Genomic DNA, 21,283 nt, shown 5'->3' with positions numbered 1-21,283 from the left:
AAAATAAATAAAGAATCTTGTTGTAAAGAGTGCCTTATTTTTAAAATGCGTTTTTGTGCATTTTACGAATCGGGATTCCAAATGCCTTATTTGAAATCCTTTGGATTCAATTGCGAAAATTTATGTTTATTATTCGTGTAAAAATCAATAATAATTGAATTATTATATTGTCCTGTCTGATTTTCTATTGCTGTATATTTCTTTCGTTTTCTAGCATTTTTAAAAATATTTAGGAAGAAATACTGATGTGCGCGACTGATCGCCCACGCATCTTTCGGTTTGCGGTCAATTAGAAACTTCATCAATGCTGCTAAATCGAACCAAAGGCGTAGGAAAATTATCCAAATTGCTTTACTCAAAGGTAGGTTCTTTTGCAACATAACGAGATTATTCCTGAAATTTAGGTAGGTCTTCTTAGGGTTGCTGGCATTTAATGTCCCGCCGCCTACATGATAGACAACGGACGTTGGACAGTAACCTATACCATAGCCCATCTTTTTCAACCGCCAGCATAGATCAATTTCCTCCATATGAGCAAAGAAATCTTCGTCTAGGCCATTCGCTTCTTTCCAGGCTTTTTCTCGGATAAAAAGCGCGGCTCCCGATGCCCAGAAAATCTCAGATTCCTGATTGTACTGGTCATGGTCTTCCTCAACTTCGTGTAAAATCCTTCCTTTACAAAACGGAAAACCGAAATAGTCCAAGTATCCTCCAGCGGCACCAGCATGCTCAAATTTATCTTTATTATGAAAGGATAGGATCTTGGGTTGTGCGGCAGCAATACCGGGATTGCGCTCCATATAAGCAATAACAGGCTCTATCCAGTTTTGGCTGACTTCAACATCTGAATTTAACAAGACATAATAATCCGCATCTACACGTTCCAGGACTTTGTTGTAACCACCAGCAAATCCATAATTCTTGTCGTTTTCAAGAATGGTAATGGTGGGATAGTACTGCTTGACGAATAGAATAGAATCATCATCCGATGCATTGTCACCGATGACGAATTCAATATTTGGATAAGAACTGTTGTAGACGGAAGGTAAGAATTTCTCCAGGAAGAAACGACCATTCCAGTTCAATATGACAACAGCTACTTTTGGTAATTTACTCATTTTCTACGTTTCCTTTTCCAGCGATTATGTGACCAAAGCCAATATTCGGGATTTTCACGAATCATTTGCTCCGCAAAGCGATTGTGTAAATCAGTTATTTCATGTTCGGCAAATTCGGAGGGGTCTTCTACCAGGGTAGTAAACTTGCAGAAGTATTGTCCTCTTTTTGCTTTTCGGCCAATATAACAAAATACAACGGGGGCTTTGCTCATTCTTGATAGCCGTTCAGCTCCCGTATAGACTAATGTTTCCTGATTCAACCAATTGATAAAATAATCAGAGTCGGAATATAGTGGGGTCTGATCAGCGACCAACATACTGACATTGGGCTGCCCTTTCAATTTTACAATATGTCGGAGAATTTGTTTCATTGGAACCATTTCTGCTCCAAAACGACCACGCATCGAATTATAGACTGTATCAATGTCCTTGTTGTTTAACGGTTTGTAAACAATCAATGTTGGAAAATCAGTGATCAAACTCAGACGGTGTATCCCGAGTTCCCAGTTGGCATAATGCGAGGTTACCCCAATCACATTTTTCCCGTCAGCAAGATGGCGCGTTAGTTCCTCTTCATTTTCTAAAGTCATTTTCCGCTTGACTTCTTTGGCTGAAATCGTTTTTAGCTTAATGGATTCTACAAGTAGATCCGGAAAAAAGCGGTAGAATTTTTTTGCGATTACTAGTCTTTCAGCCTCGGTTTTTTCGGGAAAAGCGTTTTCTAAATTTTGGAATACGATACCCTTTCTATACCCAATAATATAATAGAGGATATAATAAAGCCCATCGGAAATCAAATATAGAAACCAATAGGGGAGAAGAGAGATGACATAGATTAATGCGTTTAACGCGTTTTGTTTCATGCTATAGCTAAAATTCCCAGTTGTATTTTACAAATATCCTCAAATTAAGTTATTTTTGCGTCACTTATAACAAAAATCATCAGTTTTTATGGAATCGCAGTTATTACTTCCAGCATGTTATCTTCCGCCGATATCTTATTTTCATACCATTCAGGAGAATAATCTCCCGGTTGTAATCGAAAAATATGAACATTTTCAAAAACAGAGCTATCGTACACGGGCACGCATTGCTTCTGCCAATGGGGTACAGGATTTAATAGTTCCAATCCAACATGGTAATAAGGAACGCGTCCCGATGAAAGATATCCGGATCAGTTATGAATTTGACTGGCAGCGTTTACATTGGTTGAGTATTCAGACCGCTTATCGGAGTTCTGCATATTTCGAATATTATGAAGATGATTTTAGTCGTTTTTATCAAGAAAAATTCGATTATCTCTTGGACTTTAACGTTGCACAGTTGGAGCTGATACTAAAATCAATTAAGCTAAAAAGAACAGTTTCCTTTACAGAGGAATATACGGTCAATGATTCGGAGGCAATCGATTATCGGGAAATCATACATCCGAAAAAGGAAAGCATACTGGTTGCTCCCAAAGAGTACTATCAGGTTTTTTTGGACAAAAATGGTTTCTATCCAGATTTGAGTATTATCGATCTGTTGTTTAATCAAGGTCCACAATCCAAAAGTTATCTTTAAAATATTCTAGATACTTTGAACATTCTGCGTTTAATATTGTTCTTATTCAATATTAAACGCTTTTAAATGAATAGACTTCTTCTTGTTTTCGTTCTTCTTCCTTTGTTTAGCATCGCTACCTATGCCCAGGGTGGTGTTGATACAATACATTATCGGAAAGTTTACTATTGGGGAACAACCGGAATGGGATTCCCTATAGGTAAAACGAAAGATATACTCTCCCCAAAATTTTCTGGTAGTATTGGTCTGGATATTTCCCTTAAAAATTCGATGTTTTTTGTCTCCCCAACCTTGTATACTTTGTCATTCAAATACAAGCAACGTCTGCCAGATCCCGATTTTGCCTATCGTATTGAGGATGCAAATACGAACTTTTATACTTTCGCATTTTCAGGTGGTGTGCGAAAGCAGATGCGCCGATTGAATGTTTACGGTTTTCTTGGGCCGGGAATAGGCTTGACAAGTGAGCCCCGTGCGAATGTGATAGCTGATCAGAAGCTGGTTAAGATGGAAAATATAAATCGTTTTAACCTATCCAGTAAATTGGGTGCTGGAGCTAGGCTACTTACATAATTTCAGAAAGATACAGGATACACCGGTCAATATTTTTACTGTAATGATCGGTCTGAAATCAGATATCACACAAATTGGTGACAGGGTGATCGATGTGATCGGAATAGACGGCTCTATCAGCGGAAAAAAAGAGAAAAAATAGTGTGACTACTTTGAGACTTGAATCGTATCTCCGATGTGGGCTTCAGCATCAGAACCCATTTTCTTGACTTTTTCTGTTTGTTCAATGGCAACAGCAAATGCGGACGGAACAATCCCCGCCCCAAATTTGATCGCATAAAACTTGGTGAACTCAGCTCCGAAGTAAAGTATTGCAGCGGAATAATAGATCCACAATAACATGATGATGATAGAACCTGCTGCACCGTAAAAGCTCGCCGTGGAAGAGAGGTTGAGATAAATCGAAATTCCGTAGCGACCCAGCATAAAAAGAAGCCCAGTGAAAATAGCCCCGCCGAGCATATCGCGGAATTTCACCTTGGCATCTGGTAAGAATGAGAAGATAAATCCAAACAGTATCACGATGACAGAAAACGTAATACCAGTATTGACCCAAGATATCAGGGCAATTGGAATAATGGGGAAATAGGTCATGACCAGGTTGGTGACCGCGACAATAACTCCATTTATCATCAATGAAGCAATTAATAAGAAGCCTAAAGCAATAACGATGGAAAAGGAGATTAGTCTATTGATGATTAATTTTAGCCAGCCTTTCTTAGGCTTAGGCTTAACTTTCCAGATGTTGTTTATTGAATCCTGGATATCGACAAATAAAGTCGTAGAGGAAAGGATCAATGTGACAATACCGATTGTGATCCCCATATTGGATTTGTTTTCAAAAGTAATTTTCTGGAGATAAGATTTAATCTGTTCGGTCACACCTTGCCCAAAAAGTATCGTAACTTCGTCCAGTACTTCATCTTGCGCAGAAGAACCACTTTGGAGATGTTCACCATAAAAGAAACCGATACACCAGATGACGATCATTAGCAACGGACCGATCGAAAAAATCGTATAATAGGCTAGCGAAGCACTTTTTTTCATGCACTTGTCATCATTGAACCCGTTGAAGGCATCAATCATGACCTGCCAAATATTTTTCCAGTATCCGAATGTAAATAGATCTTTTAGTGTAACGTGCTTCATAATGAGATCATCCGCTCCAATAATCGTGCAAATTGTTATTCTTGATTCTGCTCTACATACAATTTGTCGATGGCAGCTTCATTCTCTTTTAAAATAACTTTTCGTTTCAAACTCAATTTTGGCGTCAATTGACCTTCATTTATTGACCATTCTTTTGGTAAAAGAATAAATTTCTTGACAATCTCCCAATGGCCAAAGTTACCTGATAATCGGTTTATTTCCTCTTGGTATTTCTGAATAACTTCGGAATTTTTGATAAGTTCTTCATTTGAACTACTGGATATTCCTTTTTGAGCAGCCCATTTTGAAAGGATATCAAAAGCAGGTATGATTAATGCACTTGGAAATTTGCGATTTTCGCCGATTACCATCACCTGGCCGATCAAGGTTGATTCCATTAACTTGTTTTCAATGGACTGCGGTGCAATGTATTTTCCGCCAGCCGTTTTAAACATCTCTTTCTTTCGATCAGTGATCTTTAAGAAGCCATCCGTCGTAATTTCGCCAATATCTCCGGTTTTGAAGAAGCCATTTTCATCGAAAGCTTCTTTAGTGGCCTCCTCATTTTGATAATAGCCTGTTGTGATACTAGGGCCTTTCACTAGGATCTCACCATCTGATGCAATTTTTACTTCAAGGTTTTTAAGCGGTTTTCCGACTGTTCCAAATTTCAATCCATTTGGTAAATAAGAGTTTACCGCAATAACAGGAGAAGTTTCCGTCAATCCATATCCTTCAAGTACCTTAAGGTCCGCAGCCCAAAATATACGCGCTAAGCGCTCTTGAAGAGCCGCACCACCTGATACGATAATTTTAATATTACCTCCTAATGCTTCCTGCCATTTGGAAAAGATCAATTTACGGGCAATACCTAGTTTAATCGAATAGAGCATGCCGTTTTTGCCTGGCTCCTGGAATTTTAGCCCTAAGTCTACTGCCCAGAAGAATAGCTTCTTTTTAATACCGGTCAGTGCCTTACCTTTTTCAATGATTTTGTCGTAGACTTTTTCCAGTACACGTGGCACTGTCGTAAAGACATCTGGTTTTACATCGTTAATATCGGCAACGACATTATCCAGGGTTTCTGAAAAGTAAATTTGGATCCCCTTTGAATAATACATATACACAACCATGCGTTCGAAAATATGACATAACGGAAGAAAACTAAGTGCAGTTTTGAAATCCTCCCGTATCAAATAATTACAGGCGGTGACATTGCTATAGACATTTTTATGTGAGAGGTAAACACCTTTGGGACGGCCTGTCGTGCCCGAGGTATAAATCAAGGTTAATAGATCATCCTCGGTAACGCCATCGCGATGGGAGGACAGTTCGGTCGTATCTTCTTTTGCACTCCCAATTAACTCGGTCAAAGGGGTATGGTTTTCAATCTGATCAAAGGTATATACCTGCGGTTGGATGCCATGTTCTTTGATCGCCTGCTCAATACGGACAGTCAGGTCTTTGTTGCTTACAAATAACACTTTAACATCGGAATCGTTCACAATGAATGAAAGATCTTGTGTAGATAATGTAGGATAAAGGGGAACTGTTGCAAGTCCTATTTGATTGCAGGCAAAATCAACCAAGTTCCATTCCGGTCTATTACCGGACATTATTCCGACACGATCCCCTTTCTTAAGCTCCAATTTCAATAGAGCCCTACTCAAGGAATCAATTGCATCCGTATATTCTTTGGTGGAGTAAGTTTTCCAGTTGCCGCTGGAGTCTCTGCCCGCCACCATAATGTCCTTTGCGTATTTTTCTTTATATAAGGTTATAAAGTCAAAAATTCTGCCCATATCACTTGAGTTTATTTGGTTATCACTATTGACTTAAATATAAAAAAAATATCAGAAATAAAGTTGGAGATATTGGGATTAATGTCATAACAAATTAAACATTGTGTCGTTATAGCTGTAATTGTTACTTTTGAAAGATATAAAGTAGAATATAAAGCGTTCAATTTTTATGAGAAAAATATTTTTGGCTGTCGGTGGAATGCTGATGTTTGGTGCGTTATCCAATAAAGCTGTGGCTCAGTTGGATAATAGAGGCGCTATTGGTGGGCGGTTTGGTTCTGCTCAGGGAATTACTTATCGTCATACACTAAATTCAAGCCATGCGTTGGAAGGTATTATGAGTATTCAAAGCAATTCTGATTTCCGTCGGTTTCGTGTAGTTGGATTGTATGAAATTTACAAACCTTTAACAGCTGGTCTAAATTGGTACTATGGTTTTGGTGGAAGTATCGGATCTTACAAAGAAAAAGATAAAATTATAAATGGTCAACGTCAATCGTTCGACTCCCATCTTAATTTAAGTATAGATGGTATTGTCGGAATAGAGTATAATATTCCCCAAGCCCCATTTCAGATTTCATTGGATGTAAAACCTTATTTTGATTTTCTGAATGAATCCAGCCTCAAGATATTTGATCCTATTGGATTCTCGGTAAGATATAAGTTTTAATATTAACAGAAAGAGCAGAAATATATTTCTGCTCTTTCTGTTAAATGGTACATATTGGCTAACGTTCACATCAAGCCATCCAGATTTTTCCCAAGAGTTCCTGCAGGAACGTTTGATCTTTAAGTGGACGGATTTCATGAATCTTCTTGTTATTTCTTCTGATCTGTACCGGTATCTCTCGAACCAGGCCATCTCTTGCAATAAGGAAATTCAATATTTCACCATCAGTAGCATTTTGGATGATAAAATCAATCTCCTTGTCTTTTACATCAAGTCTGATATTATTGATTGCAATTAATTCATCCCTGACGTTTAAACCCGCATCGTAGGCACCCGTCCCTTTTTCAACAGTTGCAACACTGATTACACCATCTGTTTTGTTGGTTGTGATACCCAAGGTTAATGTATCGTTATCTTTGTTGGTATCCACAATTTCATATCCTACCAAATTCAAATAAGCGTTGTAATCGAGTTCGCCATCCTGATGCGCAGCCTGAAATATATCATCCAGCGAGGTGCCAGCAATACGCTCCGCTAGATTCTGAAACTCTTTTTCTTCAAAGCCACGGTCAAGTTTTAAGAAAAATTCTTCATAAGCAGCACGGAGGATGTCGTCTAATTTTATTTTTCCATCTGTAGCAGCTATTACTTTGATATCAAGCAGAGCAGTAAGCATAGCCCCTTTGTTATAATAAGAAATGGCCGAATTAATGGCATTTTCATCTGGTCTATAATATTTGATCCACGTATCGAAGCTTGATGCAGCAGCAGACTGTATCTCATGTCCTGGACGGTTCAATATAATATTAAAATCATTGGCCAATAATGAAAGGTATTCCTTTTCATCATAGAACCCACAGCGTTTGATGATTAAATTGTCATAATAAGAGGTAACCCCTTCCATAATCCATAATCCTGTAGTATAGTTCTCCCCATCGTAATCAAATGGACCCAATGCTTTTGGGCGAAGTCGTTTTACATTCCATAGGTGGAAATATTCATGGGCTACGAGGCTCAGATATGTTTTGTAGCTGTGTTCATTGCGATAGGCATTTCTCGAAGCTCCCAGTACAGTGGAGTTGAGGTGTTCAAGACCGCCACCACCAGATTGGTAGTTGTGTGTGATAATGACATATCGTTTGTTGGGATTTGATCCCCAAATACGGGTTTCTTCTTCTACAATACGTGTAATATCCGTGGTAAGACGCTCTTTGTCATAAGAGCCACCACCCACCATCGCACACTCATGTTCTACTCCTGCAGCATGAAACTTCCAAATATCCTGGTTACCTACTTCAATCGGACTGTCATATAAAACGTCGAAGTTGGGCGCATGAAAGGTATGTTGTGTCAACCGTTCAAGTCCTGTTGATATACTTTTCCAGGTTTCTTTTGGCACAATAACGATAGTCGAAGGGACATCAAGATAACCTTCAATATGTAGAAATGTTGCTGTTGGGACGATAAATGCGTGGTCGCTGTCGAAAAAATTTGTACGGACAGAGACCTCAAAGCCATATACCGAATAGTGAATATCGATCTGATCTAGTGCATCTGTCGTAACGCGCCAGGTATTCTTTGATATTTTGCTGAAAGGAATGGGATTTCCATTGGCATCGACAGGTTTAAATCGTTCTACATTTTTTGCATATTCACGAATTAAATAGGAACCTGGTGACCAGACTGGCATCTTTAGATCAACATAGGGTTGATTGAGTTTTTTGAGGCTCATTTTTACGTCAATGTAATGAGCTTGTACTTCTGGAAATGATACCTCAAAGTTTATTGTGGGTACATTTAAATGGTCACTATCCATGAAAAATAATTTTAGTATGCGCTTACAAAATTAAAAGTATCTTATGCTTAAATCAAACAAAAAAATATTTTGTTGGTTCTTCAATAGTTTGTTAAACCTGTCGAATTTTGATTGATTCAAAAAGTTTCATCAGATTGTAAAGATGTCACATAAGAAATCCAAGATACATATTTTCTTTAAGAATCGTCGTTTCAGTTTGGAGGTAATTTTTGTATATTTGATACACTAGTTTATAAGGGGAAAATAATCAAGAATTTGTATGATCTTAGTTGTTGATAGTGGCTCGTCAAAGTCAGATTGGAAATTGGAATTGCCTGATAGTGCTCCTATTTCGTTCAGTACAAATGGACTCAATCCTTTTTTCGTTAATGAAAAAGAAATCACACGGGTTATTAAAGAAATACCTGAAATAATACCCTACGCTGACGAGGTTACTGAGCTTTATTTTTTTGGAGCGGGTTGTATTACCCCTGACCGTCGTGAAATGGTTTCAAATGCATTGACTCCTTTATTTGAAAATGCTTATATCGCAGTTGAGAACGACCTTTTTGGTAGCGCTTTAGCGACCTGTGGTAATAAAAAAGGATATGTAGCCACACTTGGTACTGGATCGGATCTTAGCTTTTTTGATGGTGAGGAGCTTATGGCCTCCCACAATGGTAATGGTTATGTGCTGGGAGACGAAGGTTCGGGCGCTTACTTCGGTAAAAAGCTCCTACGCTTATTTCTATATGGGCGCATGCCGAAAGATCTGAATGAGAAATTCGCCGTTAAATACCGTATAAATAAAGAGGTTGTTATTAAAAATGTGTACCAGAAAGAACGGCCAAATGCTTTTTTAGCCTCTTTTGCGCCATTTATGTCTGATAATATTACCCATCCATTTATTATTGATCTGGTAAAAGGTGGTTTTGAAGAGTTTGTTCAGGCCTCTATTTTGACTTATGCAGATTATACACAGTATGAATGCCACTTTGTTGGCTCAATTGCTTATAGCTTTGATTTGTTATTGCGTGAAGTGTGTGAAACACATCAGATCAAGGTCGGAACAATACTAAAGTCACCTATTAACGAATTGTTCAGTGCAGTGCTGGAAAGAGAGAGTAACTCATTGTTGAGTCTTTAAATTAAATAAATATGATTGTAGCAACTATTATGGTGTATATGTCAATGTTATTTGGCAATCCCGAAATTTATAATTTCACTTTTAAGACGCTGGAAGGGCAAGAGGTGAAAATGTCCGATTTCAAAGGAAAGAAGATATTGATTGTCAATACAGCTTCTAAATGTGGTTTTACGAAACAGTATAAGGACCTGGAAGAACTACACAAGACATTTGGAGACAAATTGGTTATCATTGGTTTTCCGGCGAACAACTTTGGACAACAGGAACCAGGCTCCAATACAGAGATTCAAGAATTCTGTGAACAGAACTATGGAGTAGACTTTTTAATGGCTGAAAAAGTAGAAGTAAAAGGGGAGCAGATTTCGCCTTTATTCAAATATCTGATCACGCAGGATAATCCCGATTTTACAGGAGAGATTAAATGGAACTTTGAAAAATTCCTGATTGACGAAAATGGTAAATTAGTACATCGCTTTCGATCAGCTACCAATCCACTGGATCCGGCGATTGTAAACTGGGTGGGAAATAAGAAATAAGTAAAAAGCAAGAAATACGCTATACCCCCAAATAGTGTTCAACTATTTGGGGGTATTTTTATGGCTGAAAGACAGAAAGTTTGATTCTGAATGTGTTCCAGCTTTTTGGTTTATTAAGCCCTTTTTTCGCAGTTGAAAATAAACGGTTGAAAATAAAAATTGTAAAACTTTTTGCTGAATTTCAGCCTATTTTATATACGTGTCATATAAGGCGCGGATGCAGTCTTTGAGCAGAGGATTAAAATTTTCGCTATCAGGTATGTTGCAGCCATTGGTGATTACTACAAATCCATATTTTTTTACAGGATTGAAAAACATTGCACTGTATAGGCCATAAGCAGATCCCGTATGTCCCGTTAATGTAACACCTGGAATTACCGTATTTTCGTTCATAATAGCGAGGCCATACCCTGCATCTTTATTAACAGCAGTTTGCATTATCTTTGCATATTTTTTATCCATTATTTTCTTTCCGTTACCCGTACCATAGTTCATCTGCATAAGCATATATTTTGCAAGATCGAGTGTCGATATCTTCATTCCACCAGTCGGGGAGAGTGCAGGAGTCGTATAGCCCAATTGATAATTTGCAAGTTCATCACGTCTGGGTGCATATGCATTCAGTTCTTCGATAATATTAGCTTTTTTATCGAATGAATATAAAGGGACTAATCTCAAATGATCTAGCGAGTCAACACAATATCCACCATAAAGATTCAATGGCTTAAGAATGTTTTTGGATATGTAGTTATCAAAACGCATCTGAGTCAGCTTCTCCAATACGGCGCCGGCCATATTAAAATTTAGATTACAATACTGATATTGGCTGCCTGGTCTATAATTATTATAAGAACTTTTCCAATTCGGATTTTTGGTTGGATTAATAACATCCAGATTAAAATAACCGTTTTGATCATTAATGCTCGAGGTGTGAGAAAGTATCATCCGAAGGGTAATTTTTTCCTGGGGATAATTTGGATTTCTAATCGGAAAACCGATAAGATCTCCGAAATCATCATCTAAAGAACATCGCCCCTGTTTCAAAAGCTGCATAAAAGAGGTCGCGGTAAACGACTTTGATATGGAAGCGATCCGAAAGATATCATCGTCATTTAGCAAAGTCTTGTCCTCAATATTTTTGTTGCCATAATTCTTATGAAAATAAATCTGGTTGTTTTTTACAAGTACTACACTAAGTCCTATTGCTTGATATCGTTGCATAATGGTCTGCAATCTTTGGTCAATTTCTGGAGTCTCCTGTCCGAACAATAATACGGGGAGCAACAGTGCTAAGTGAAAGAGGGAAATGATGGTCTTTTTCATGCTGTGTACGTGAACAAAATAATCAGGATTGGTTATTAACCTTTATTGAATTTAAGATATTCTTTTTGAATACATTGAATAAATTCAGCAAGAGCACTATTCTTACTTTTTATATTCGAAACCAAAATTACCTCTGTTTTACTATCTGTGTCATCAAGTTTGAGGATTTTCAATTTTAGATGTGGATACTGTTTTATTGTGGATGCCGGGACAACAGCCAAACCTAATCCCTGAGAAACAAGTTCGAGGATAGAAGACATGGAATTGCTTTGATGCACAATTTTGGGTTCAAACCCCATGCGATTACAGGTATTGATTGTTAGGCGATGATATTCAGAAGCATATTTTTGATTGAAAGAGATAAAATTCTCATTGAAAAAATTGATGTTCTTGAAGTCTACTTCCGTGGATCCCACAATAACCATCGGGTCTTCGAATAAGGGGGTGATAAGGAGTTCGCTCGCGTAAATAGGGGCACGCATAATACCGAGATCCAGTTTTCCATTTTCCAACGCAGCTTTTTGTTTTTGTGTTGATGTCTCAAACAAACTGACCCTTAGATAGGGAAATTTTTGTTGAATCTGTTTCAATACCGTTGCCAACATCTGCTTTGGTGTGGAACTGATATAACCCAACTTAAACTCACCTGAAATATTGTTATGGATCTGTTTTGTGATAGTTTTGCTATGCTCTAAATTTTGAAGTATCTCAACAACCTCTTCCAAAAAGTATTTACCCGCTTCGGTCAGTTCCACCCTTTTGTTCGTTCTGAAAAAGAGTATAACGCCCAGCTCATCTTCAAGATCTTTGATTTGTCGACTTAACGGTGGTTGGGACATAAATAACCGCTCAGCAGCCCTTCCGAAGTGGAGTTCCTCGGCTACTGTTTTGAAATAAATAAGATGTCGGATTTCCATTGATACTTTTTTGGTATGAATCGATGACAAAATAAATATTTTTAATGAATTTGAGTTAACCCTACCTTTAAATAATTAAAATTTATAGGTGATATCAATGCATAGAATGCAAAAAGCGCTTATGAAAATAATTTGGATATTCGATATTTCCATGGAATGATAAACCGAGCATTTGTGCTCACAAATATTTATTTAGCTATGAATAAGGCGACATTACAAGAAATAGAAACGCGATTTGACAAGGATGTCGAGCGGTTTTCTAATTTAGAAACAGGTCAGGCGACTACATTGGATGCGGTCTGGAATATGGAACTTATAACAGACGCAATTTCATCGCTCTACCCGAATCTTGAGCAGGTGTTGGATATCGGCTGCGGTGCAGGTAATTATGACGTGAAACTGCTTCAGAAAGTCAGATCCAATCCCGATGTTACCTTGGTCGATCTGAGCTTGCCCATGTTGGAGCGAGCCAAAGAACGTGTTGGCGTACTTACAACTGGGGCAGTTCATTTGATTAAAGGCGATTTTCGACAGGCCGATCTGTTCGAGGAGAAATTTGATGTGATTATTGCGACAGCAGTTTTGCATCATTTGAGAGACGATCAAGATTGGGAGACCGCATTTCGCAAACTTTTTAAACTTCTCAAAAGCGGGGGAAGTGTATGGATTTTCGATTTAATCGAACAAAATAGTGCCCCTCTTCAACAGCTGATCTATCGTGAAAAATATGGTGCGTATTTGACTAACTTGCAAAACGAAGCGTATCGTGACCATGTTTTTGCCTATGTGGAACATGAGGATACATCGCGATCGTTGGTCTATCAGCTTGAGCTATTGGCTAAGGTCGGATTTAAAGATATAGATGTACTACACAAGAATTTGTGTTTTGCTTCTTTCGTCGCATTCAAATAGTACTCTTGTTTGATAATAACACTACAAAGCAGACAAGATGCATAGATAAACGCTAGGGGTGAAACATAGTGAATGGAATGATAAAAAAATAAGGCGATACGGGGAGTATCGCCATAAAATCACACTAACTATTAAAAAACCTATAGGACTAGGAATTTACAAATTCAATAAACCAATGTCTGTTTGATATCACTTCCCTCTTCACCCATCTCGTCTTAGCGAGATATCAAAAAAATAATAAAATGTAGTTATTAAGGTCAATACTTTAAAAAAACAAAGTATTTCCATTGGTTTACGTAAAGATATATGTTTATTTTTTAAATACAAATAAAATCGACGAAAATTAGAAATTTATTATCATTTGATTGTTTTCAAAAATTCCAACCAGGCGATCTGATCGGTTTTAAATGTCAGATCTTCTATGGAAAGTGTATGTAACGGAACCCATCGGAAGGATTGACGCTTATTATCTTCGACTTTCTGATCCAGATCAAAATCAAATGCTTTAGTAGTCGTTCTGATCTGAATGGCTGATGTATTTTTGACCTGATAGTAAATTGATATAATCTGACTGTCGTTGAAGCTTGATTTTTCGTAAAAATCAGTTGTATAGATATGCTTAACGACGTCAATGTCAAATGCACACTCTTCTTGATATTCTCTAATTAAAGCCTCCAATAGACCTTCTCCGTACTCTAGCCCTCCACCGGGGAATTTGGTAAATGAAACATTTTCCGTTCTTTCATCACTGATCAGCACTTCCTGTTTCTCGTTGATCAATATCCCGTATACTCTTACGTTAAATGGAAACATTATTTATTCTCTATTTATATAATCAAATTTTTTCTTTTATAATGGCATGAAACCATTTTCAACCGCAAATTCATCCAACCCGATATAGGAATAATGTCTTGGCAAAAACCAACCTATTGCTTCCATGATATTCGTAAATTCTTTCTCTGTTCTAAACTGATTGGCAACGATATTAAATACCAGATCTTGAGAGGCTTTTTCTTCGTCTTTATAATTACGTGCGATAAGCATAATTTTGGCATTCTTGACGCCATAATAATCTAAAAACTCACGAAGCTGTGTGCGTACATGATGCGGTAGGATCGTTTCGGACGGTTGGCCAACTAAGATTTCTTCATCTTTACCGATCGTGGTTTGCTCATTTTTTTGCGAAAAAATACTCTCGTCTGTATAAAATTCCTCATTCAGGAAATAATTGACCAAATCACCATAGGTAAAAATCCAATCTGGATTCTCATTTTGTGTGTTAATGGCAATACCAAAGCCTTTTGGTAGTACAAAATCCTTTAAACGGTTTTTGATCACAAAGGCTTGAAAATTCTGATCTTTGGGGACACTTTCCAACTGGAAATAGGGAAATCCATCCGGACCGATGACTACTTCGGTTTCGGCGAGTTTCAATGTACACTCTGCGATGTTATTTAAGAAGGTATCACGCCATAATTCATCCCGCTCTGCAAAAGGAACCTCCATCAGATTATTAATGATGATGGTTTTTTCCAGATCCCCTAAGCGATTGTCGTTCGCATTGTTACTATCGTCAAATAAATGTATTGTACTCATCTTGGACTGTGATTTTGTTAATTGCAGGTAAAAGTAAAAGAATAATTATAATTTAACGACGTTTTCTTGATTTTGATTGTCCTTTTCGGCTATTGTTTTGGCTACTGGACAGCATTTTCTCCCAACTCAGTAAAAATGGATGTTGATCGTCAATCTGTATCTGTTTATTTAATGATAACTGTAGCTTGATCCACTTCTGGTTGTCTTCGGCGTCGCAGAGTGTGATGGCCGTACCGTCGGTCTGAGAGCGGCCTGTTCTTCCGATACGATGTGTATATATTTCTGGGGAGTCCGGTACTTCATAGTTTATGATAGCTTCCAAATCGGGGAAATCTATGCCTCTTGCCAGCAAGTCCGTCGCAATCAAAACCCTGTTTTCTTTATTTCTAAATTTGGCGACAATCTCCTCACGCTGCTGTTGCGACTTATCACCGTATAGTGCTAGTGCCGAAATGCCATTTCGATGGAGGTCTGCTTCAATCCGTTCCACAGCATGTACCGTCCGCGTGAAAATAAGGGCCTGTGATTTAATTCTGTTTTCAAGAAGGTAACGGACTAGATTTTTCTTGTCGTTTTTATCGACATACAACACATACTCGCTTATTTTTCCTTTTTTAAGATGATCTTCTACTGTGACTTCTATCGGATTTTTGAGTCTTTTTAGAATGATCTTATCCATCTCTGCTGTGCGTGTGGCCGAGACGAAAATAGACTGTCTTTCGGTGGGAAGTGCCTGCATAATTTTATTGATTTCTAGTGCAAAGCCAAGATCGAGCAATTGATCAAATTCATCAATGACTAGAGTGTTTATTCCTTTTAGATCAACAACCTGTTGTTCTAGAAAGTCGAGCAGTCTGCCTGGAGTAGCCAGGATCAGCTGAGCTTTAGGGTAGGCCGCAAGCTGGCTGTCGTAAGTTCCGCCACCATAAAAGCTGGCGGTATCGAGACCTGTACCCTCAATCAGTTTAGCAATTCGATCTTTCGTTTGGATACAGAGTTCGCGTGTTGGAAGCAGAATAAGTACGGAGGCATGTTCTCTTTCTTCCTTTTCCAATAAATGTTGTACGATCGGGATAGTGAAAGCTTCGGTTTTTCCTGTTCCCGTAGGAGCAATCGCCAGACAATCTTGACCAGCTAATATAGCAGGGATCACCCGTTCCTGGACGGTTGTCAGTACCGAAAGCTTTTGTTTTTCAATGTTGGAAAAAAGGAGTTTATTGAGTTGTAGTGTCGAAAAATTCACAGTAAAAAAGTTAAAATTAAAAAGAAGATCTATCTCAATCCCGAGCCTTTGTCTTAGGAGATCATGAAGCTATGAATTTCTGATCTCGTATCGCTAGCGTTTAATTCCTATCTATAATAATTAAAAATCTGCAAAAATTAGGAATTTTTCTCAAAAAGTACTAATTTGAGAAATTAGAATATTCTATTTCAAATACGAACTATTGATTGTCAAATTATTTGACAAACACCAATTATATAGAATAATATTTTTGTTAAATTTGTTGAAACAAAAAAGAATATGTTTGATACTGCATTTGACCAAAACAATGAATCTATTTCCACTTTGAGCTTTGACGAGTTCAAAAAGATTATTGTGAATGATTATCGGACCGCTTTGGAAAGTCGTTACGTAAGTTTATTGGGACGTAAGGAAGTGCTTACAGGCAAGGCGAAGTTTGGTATTTTTGGCGATGGAAAAGAGTTGGCACAAATTGCGATGGCTAAAGTCTTCAGAAATGGCGATTGGCGATCAGGATATTACCGTGACCAGACATTTATATTTGCTTCAGGCATCAGTGATGTCTATCGTTTTTTCTCCCAATTATATGCGCATCCGGATGTTGAGGCGGATCCTTCTTCTGCCGGTCGGCAAATGAACTGTCATTTTTCTACACGGGTGCTGGATGATCAGGGGAATTGGCTTGATCAAACGGTACAGAAAAATTCCTTTTCGGACATTTCTACCACAGGAGGGCAAATGCCCAGAATTTTGGGTTTAGGACTAGCATCTAAATTATATAAACAAAATAGAAATTTGGATTATTTGTCCTATTTCTCGAATAAAGGAAATGAAGTTACCTTCTGTACAATAGGGAACGCTGCGACCTCAGAAGGTGTATTTTTTGAAGTCATCAATGCTGCTGGAGTACATCAGATTCCTGCAGTTATTTCTATTTGGGATGATGGTTACGGAATTTCGGTGTCGAATGAAACCCAGACTACAAAAGGTGATATTTCTGAAATACTCAAGGGTTTCCAAAAGGAGGAGTTGACAAACGGAATTGAAATTTTTAAAGTAAGAGGTTGGGATTATGCAGGCTTGTGTGAAACATACGAACAGGCCGCAAATATAGCAAGAGAAAAGCATATCCCATGTCTGATCCATGTGACCGAATTGACACAACCACAAGGGCATTCCTCTTCGGGATCCCACGAACGTTATAAATCTCAGGAACGCTTGCAGTGGGAAACGGATTTCGACTGTATCGCGAAAATGAAGGAGTGGATACAAAGCTCGGGTATCGCTACGGATGAAGAGCTGGACCAGTTGGATCGTGATGCCAAGGATTTTGTCCGTCAGGAACAAAAAAGGGCTTGGACTGATTATATCAGAACTTTGACGCTTGAAGCAAAAGAAGCCATTGATTTATTGTCACGAATTCCAAATGAAAAAGCGGACTTCGCAGCAAAAAAACTGCAATCGATGGTAGAGCCTTCTCTGAAAGAGGTGTATGGACAGGTCCGGAAGATATTGCATGAGCTAAAGGAAAAACATACGGAAGGCCGTCAGGAATTGTTGAATTGGTATAAGGTTAAACAAGAAATTAACGAGAAGCGGTATAATTCGAAATTATTTACTGATGGTGTTGATTCTCCCTTCAATGTGCCTGCAGTAGAAGCGATTTATAATGAAGATTCTAAAATTGTGGATGGTCGGGAAGTGTTGAATCTTTGTTTTGAAGAAAATTTTCAACGTGATGAACGTTTATTAGCATTCGGGGAAGACGTGGGGAAAATAGGAGATGTCAACCAAGGATTTGCAGGTCTACAGGATAAGCTCGGTACGCATCGCGTATTTGATACTGGGATCCGCGAAAATTCAATTATCGGTAAAGGGATCGGATTGGCAATCCGTGGGTTAAAACCAATTGCTGAAATTCAATACTTAGATTATTTGATCTACGGTATCACGGTTGCCAGCGACGATTTGGCCAGCTTAAGTTACCGTACTTTCGGGGGGCAAAAAGCCCCGGTCATTATCCGTACCCGCGGACACCGTCTGGAAGGGGTATGGCATTCGGGATCACCAATGTCTGTGATATTGGGCTCTTTAAGAGGATTGCATGTCTGTGTGCCTCGTAATATGACACAAGCTGCTGGAATGTATAATACACTTTTCCGCTCAGATGAACCAGCTATTGTTGTTGAATGTCTGAATGGATATCGCCTCAAAGAGCGTTTGCCGGAGAATGTTGGTGAATTTACAGTGCCAATAGGTTATGCTGAGCGCATTAAAGAAGGACAGGATATTACAGTTGTTTCCTATGGCTCAACTTTGCGTGTTGTCGAAGAAGCTGCTGTAGAATTGGAACGTTTGGGGATATTTATTGAGATTATCGATGCCCAGACCTTGTTGCCGTTTGACAAAGGACAATTATGTGCTGAATCTCTGAAAAAAACAAATAAGTTATTGGTTGTGGATGAGGATGTACCAGGAGGTGCTGCCGCATTTATACTGCAGGAAATACTCGAAAATCAAAATGGTTATTATTTACTTGATAGCCAGCCTCGAACATTGACTGCAAAAGCACATCGCCCTCCCTATGGTTCGGATGGTGACTATTTCTCGAAACCATCTTCGGATGATGTTGTGGAAACTGTGTATGCGATCATGCATGAGGGTAATCCAGAAAAATATCCATCTATGTTTGAATAAATGGATATTTCTTTAGATTTGTTATTTTAATTATGCTATTCAAAGAGCTTCTTGCGGGACGCTCCTTGAATAGCATTCTTTTTAGGGGAAACGCTATTTTGTGTTTTAAGTCCTTGGACTAACTGAAAATACTTGCGGCGCCGATCATGGCTGCCTTCTCACCCAATATCGCTGTATGGATGGTGAATCTATTGAATTCTTCCCGATCTGCAATAAAGATAGGAAGTGCTTTCGCAATATTACCACCAATAATAAAGATGTTAGTCTGATATTTTTCTTCAAAAAACTGCATAAAATCAAATAAATGTGTTGCGTATTCATCTTTGATTGTAGCGAATGCAGCCGTTTCTCTATGATTGTCCAAGATTTCCTTTAAACCAGTGACATCTTTCCCAGTGATTTCTTTGAATCGTTTGACAAACCATCTTGTCACAAGATATTCTTCAAAGATACTTTCTTGATAAGGTGTATTCCAAAGGTCTGCATCGAAGGCCTTCTCGCCTTTATTCCATACCGCAGATCCTAAGCCTGTGCCCAATGTAATCCCGAGTATTCTCGGATTGGTCTGAAGGTTCTGTACAAATATTTCCCCCTGTAGGAAAGCCGCTGCATCATTGATAAAGTGAATGGCGGTAGGAGGTAAACCCAACTCAGCGGATAAAAGGCTTTTAATGTCTTGATCGTACAAGTTGTCGTACTTGCTTTGTCCTAACATTTTAGAGATACCATTTTCATAGTCAAAAGGCCCCGGCATTGCTATGCCAATGAATTGAATAGCAGTGGGTGAGGTGGTAATACTATCCTGTATTGTGGAAGCCCAGGTGTGTAAAATCGTTTTAGCATCTCCTTGAGAAAAAACGTGGTTTCTGACCACGTTCTCTAAATGTATATTCCATTGTTTGGTATCAATGATACAGGCAGAAATATGAGTGCCTCCAATATCAACACCTACGACATAATTATCTTGCAGCATGTTTGTAACTTTGATGTTTAAGTAGATGATCCGCAATCACAAGTGCCGCCATGGCTTCTACAATAATTACCGCTCTCGAAACAACACAAGGATCATGTCTTCCCTTACCACTTGCGATGGCCGGGTTGCCATGGATATCTACTGTTTCTTGATCTCTCATGATGGTGGCAACAGGTTTAAATGCTACTTTAAAAGTAATATCCATACCGTTTGATATGCCGCCCTGTATTCCCCCTGAGAAATTGGTATGTGTATGCACTTGACTTAAATCATGGTCATCTGCTACAAATATATCATTATGTTCGGAACCTCGCAACTCTGAACCTGCAAAACCTGATCCATATTCAAATCCGTGTACGGCATTAATGCTCATCATCGCTTTTGCGAGGTCAGCATGAAGTTTGTCAAATACGGGTTCTCCAAGTCCAACGGGAACATGTCTTACCACCGCCGAAATGCGTCCACCTACTGTATCACCCGCTTTTCTTACTGAATCTATAAATTCGACCATTTCATTGGCTGTGGCCGGATCAGCACAGCGTGCGATATTGGATTCCCGTAGCTCAAGCAGGGCTTTAAGATCTTTGGTGTCCAAATTGGGCGCTTCGATCTTACCCACACCCGAGACATGCGCGAAGATTTCGATGCCAAATTGTTGTAAAAAGCTCTTTGCAACAGCACCTGCAGCAACGCGGGCGGCTGTTTCGCGGGCTGAGGAACGGCCACCGCCACGGTAGTCTCGGATACCATATTTCATCTGATAGGTGAAGTCCGCGTGGGAAGGCCTGAAGATATCTTTAATGTGGGTATAGTCCTTAGAACGTTGATCTTCATTTGGTATAACAATGGCAATCGGAGTTCCGGTCGACTTCCCTTCGAATACGCCTGATAGTATCTGAGCGGTATCACTTTCTTTTCGTTGTGTGGTAATTCTGGACTGTCCCGGTTTCCGTTTATCTAGTTCAGACTGTATAAACTCTTCGTCTATCGTTATATTTGAGGGGCAACCATCAATAATTACACCGATCGCTTTTCCGTGTGATTCGCCAAAAGTGCTGATTCTGAATAAATCGCCAAATGAGTTTCCTGCCATAAGAATTAAATTTCAATAAACTTAGATAAATTTGCCTTTAAATGCAATGAAAACGCTACTGTAAAACCCAACTTTATCAATTTTGATTATTTTTAATCATGTCTGGGTCTGTGTGCGGGTAGTACTTCTTTCGTTGCCATTAAAGCTATTAATAGCGTGTATATAGGTTGTAAAAA

19 protein-coding genes are annotated in these 21,283 nt (G+C 38.6%); 7 read left to right on the top strand and 12 right to left on the bottom strand.

The annotated features are described in order from the left end of the window. Positions 1 to 86: 86 nt before the first annotated feature. On the bottom strand, positions 87 to 1,118 hold the full coding sequence (locus tag AC07UV_RS15255; protein ID WP_282250051.1) for a glycosyltransferase family 2 protein: 1,032 nt from the start codon (positions 1,116 to 1,118) through the stop codon (positions 87 to 89). Further along, on the bottom strand, positions 1,115 to 1,981 hold the full coding sequence (locus tag AC07UV_RS15250; protein ID WP_495184368.1) for a lysophospholipid acyltransferase family protein: 867 nt from the start codon (positions 1,979 to 1,981) through the stop codon (positions 1,115 to 1,117). Before AC07UV_RS15250 ends, AC07UV_RS15255 begins: the two co-directional genes overlap by 4 nt. 88 nt (positions 1,982 to 2,069) lie before the next feature. Between AC07UV_RS15250 and AC07UV_RS15245 the strand changes: the two genes are divergently transcribed. Next, complete coding sequence (locus AC07UV_RS15245; RefSeq protein ID WP_495184367.1) at positions 2,070 to 2,681, top strand: WbqC family protein; 612 nt, start codon at positions 2,070 to 2,072, stop codon at positions 2,679 to 2,681. Positions 2,682 to 2,747: 66 nt separating this feature from the next. After that, positions 2,748 to 3,254: a hypothetical protein gene (locus AC07UV_RS15240; protein ID WP_495184366.1), complete on the top strand. Its 507-nt coding sequence runs from the start codon at positions 2,748 to 2,750 to the stop codon at positions 3,252 to 3,254. Positions 3,255 to 3,401: 147 nt separating this feature from the next. Here AC07UV_RS15240 and AC07UV_RS15235 read toward each other — a convergent pair whose 3' ends face one another. Both AC07UV_RS15235 and AC07UV_RS15230 read right to left on the bottom strand, forming a co-directional pair. Further along, positions 3,402 to 4,403 (bottom strand): YihY/virulence factor BrkB family protein, encoded by a 1,002-nt coding sequence (locus tag AC07UV_RS15235; RefSeq protein ID WP_282250047.1) that lies wholly within the window; start codon positions 4,401 to 4,403, stop codon positions 3,402 to 3,404. Between the two features lie 35 nt (positions 4,404 to 4,438). Then, positions 4,439 to 6,205: an AMP-dependent synthetase/ligase gene (locus AC07UV_RS15230; RefSeq protein WP_282250046.1), complete on the bottom strand. Its 1,767-nt coding sequence runs from the start codon at positions 6,203 to 6,205 to the stop codon at positions 4,439 to 4,441. A gap of 169 nt (positions 6,206 to 6,374) precedes the next feature. Between AC07UV_RS15230 and AC07UV_RS15225 the strand changes: the two genes are divergently transcribed. Then, the gene (locus AC07UV_RS15225; RefSeq protein ID WP_282250045.1) at positions 6,375 to 6,875 is read left to right on the top strand and encodes a hypothetical protein; all 501 of its coding nucleotides are present in this window, start codon (positions 6,375 to 6,377) and stop codon (positions 6,873 to 6,875) included. Positions 6,876 to 6,945: 70 nt separating this feature from the next. On the opposite strand, the gene AC07UV_RS15220 is transcribed toward AC07UV_RS15225, so the two are convergent. Next, the gene (locus tag AC07UV_RS15220) at positions 6,946 to 8,691 is read right to left on the bottom strand and encodes a M61 family metallopeptidase (protein WP_495184365.1); all 1,746 of its coding nucleotides are present in this window, start codon (positions 8,689 to 8,691) and stop codon (positions 6,946 to 6,948) included. A 259-nt stretch (positions 8,692 to 8,950) separates the two neighbouring features. Here AC07UV_RS15220 and AC07UV_RS15215 point away from each other — a divergent pair, with 259 nt between their 5' ends. Together AC07UV_RS15215 and AC07UV_RS15210 are read left to right on the top strand one after the other, a co-directional pair. Next, a complete protein-coding gene (locus tag AC07UV_RS15215) occupies positions 8,951 to 9,817 on the top strand; it encodes an N-acetylglucosamine kinase (protein WP_282250040.1) in 867 nt (288 codons plus the stop codon). An 11-nt stretch (positions 9,818 to 9,828) separates the two neighbouring features. Further along, positions 9,829 to 10,353: a glutathione peroxidase gene (locus AC07UV_RS15210; RefSeq protein WP_282250039.1), complete on the top strand. Its 525-nt coding sequence runs from the start codon at positions 9,829 to 9,831 to the stop codon at positions 10,351 to 10,353. 186 nt (positions 10,354 to 10,539) lie between these two features. Here AC07UV_RS15210 and AC07UV_RS15205 read toward each other — a convergent pair whose 3' ends face one another. Continuing rightward, entirely contained in the window at positions 10,540 to 11,676 is a 1,137-nt protein-coding gene (locus AC07UV_RS15205) for a serine hydrolase domain-containing protein (protein ID WP_495184364.1), read from the bottom strand. Positions 11,677 to 11,711: 35 nt separating this feature from the next. Continuing rightward, positions 11,712 to 12,593: a LysR family transcriptional regulator gene (locus AC07UV_RS15200; RefSeq protein WP_282250037.1), complete on the bottom strand. Its 882-nt coding sequence runs from the start codon at positions 12,591 to 12,593 to the stop codon at positions 11,712 to 11,714. Between the two features lie 156 nt (positions 12,594 to 12,749). On the opposite strand from AC07UV_RS15200, the gene AC07UV_RS15195 reads away from it, so the two are divergent. Beyond that, a complete protein-coding gene (locus AC07UV_RS15195) occupies positions 12,750 to 13,505 on the top strand; it encodes a class I SAM-dependent methyltransferase (protein ID WP_495184363.1) in 756 nt (251 codons plus the stop codon). Between the two features lie 357 nt (positions 13,506 to 13,862). Here the strand turns inward: AC07UV_RS15195 and AC07UV_RS15190 are convergent, their stop codons facing one another. Genes AC07UV_RS15190 through AC07UV_RS15180 form a run of 3 tightly spaced genes read right to left on the bottom strand, consistent with a single transcriptional unit; the run spans position 13,863 to position 16,344 of the window. Next, positions 13,863 to 14,318 (bottom strand): NUDIX domain-containing protein, encoded by a 456-nt coding sequence (locus AC07UV_RS15190; protein WP_282250035.1) that lies wholly within the window; start codon positions 14,316 to 14,318, stop codon positions 13,863 to 13,865. A gap of 36 nt (positions 14,319 to 14,354) precedes the next feature. Then, positions 14,355 to 15,101 (bottom strand): hypothetical protein, encoded by a 747-nt coding sequence (locus tag AC07UV_RS15185; protein WP_495184362.1) that lies wholly within the window; start codon positions 15,099 to 15,101, stop codon positions 14,355 to 14,357. 52 nt (positions 15,102 to 15,153) lie between these two features. Next, positions 15,154 to 16,344, bottom strand: coding sequence for a DEAD/DEAH box helicase (locus AC07UV_RS15180; RefSeq protein ID WP_495184361.1), 1,191 nt, complete (start codon positions 16,342 to 16,344; stop codon positions 15,154 to 15,156). Positions 16,345 to 16,623: 279 nt separating this feature from the next. Between AC07UV_RS15180 and AC07UV_RS15175 the strand changes: the two genes are divergently transcribed. Beyond that, a complete protein-coding gene (locus AC07UV_RS15175) occupies positions 16,624 to 19,041 on the top strand; it encodes an alpha-ketoacid dehydrogenase subunit alpha/beta (RefSeq protein WP_282250032.1) in 2,418 nt (805 codons plus the stop codon). Between the two features lie 118 nt (positions 19,042 to 19,159). On the opposite strand, the gene AC07UV_RS15170 is transcribed toward AC07UV_RS15175, so the two are convergent. After that, positions 19,160 to 20,014: an ROK family protein gene (locus AC07UV_RS15170; protein WP_495184360.1), complete on the bottom strand. Its 855-nt coding sequence runs from the start codon at positions 20,012 to 20,014 to the stop codon at positions 19,160 to 19,162. Then, positions 20,001 to 21,107 (bottom strand): chorismate synthase, encoded by a 1,107-nt coding sequence (aroC, locus tag AC07UV_RS15165; protein WP_495184359.1) that lies wholly within the window; start codon positions 21,105 to 21,107, stop codon positions 20,001 to 20,003. Before aroC ends, AC07UV_RS15170 begins: the two co-directional genes overlap by 14 nt. Between the last annotated feature and the right edge of the window lie 176 nt (positions 21,108 to 21,283).

The organism is Sphingobacterium sp. GW821-FHT03E03 (genome assembly GCF_059420745.1).
The sequence above is the reverse complement of the archived record's forward strand: the minus strand, read 5'-3'. Positions and strand labels throughout refer to the sequence as shown.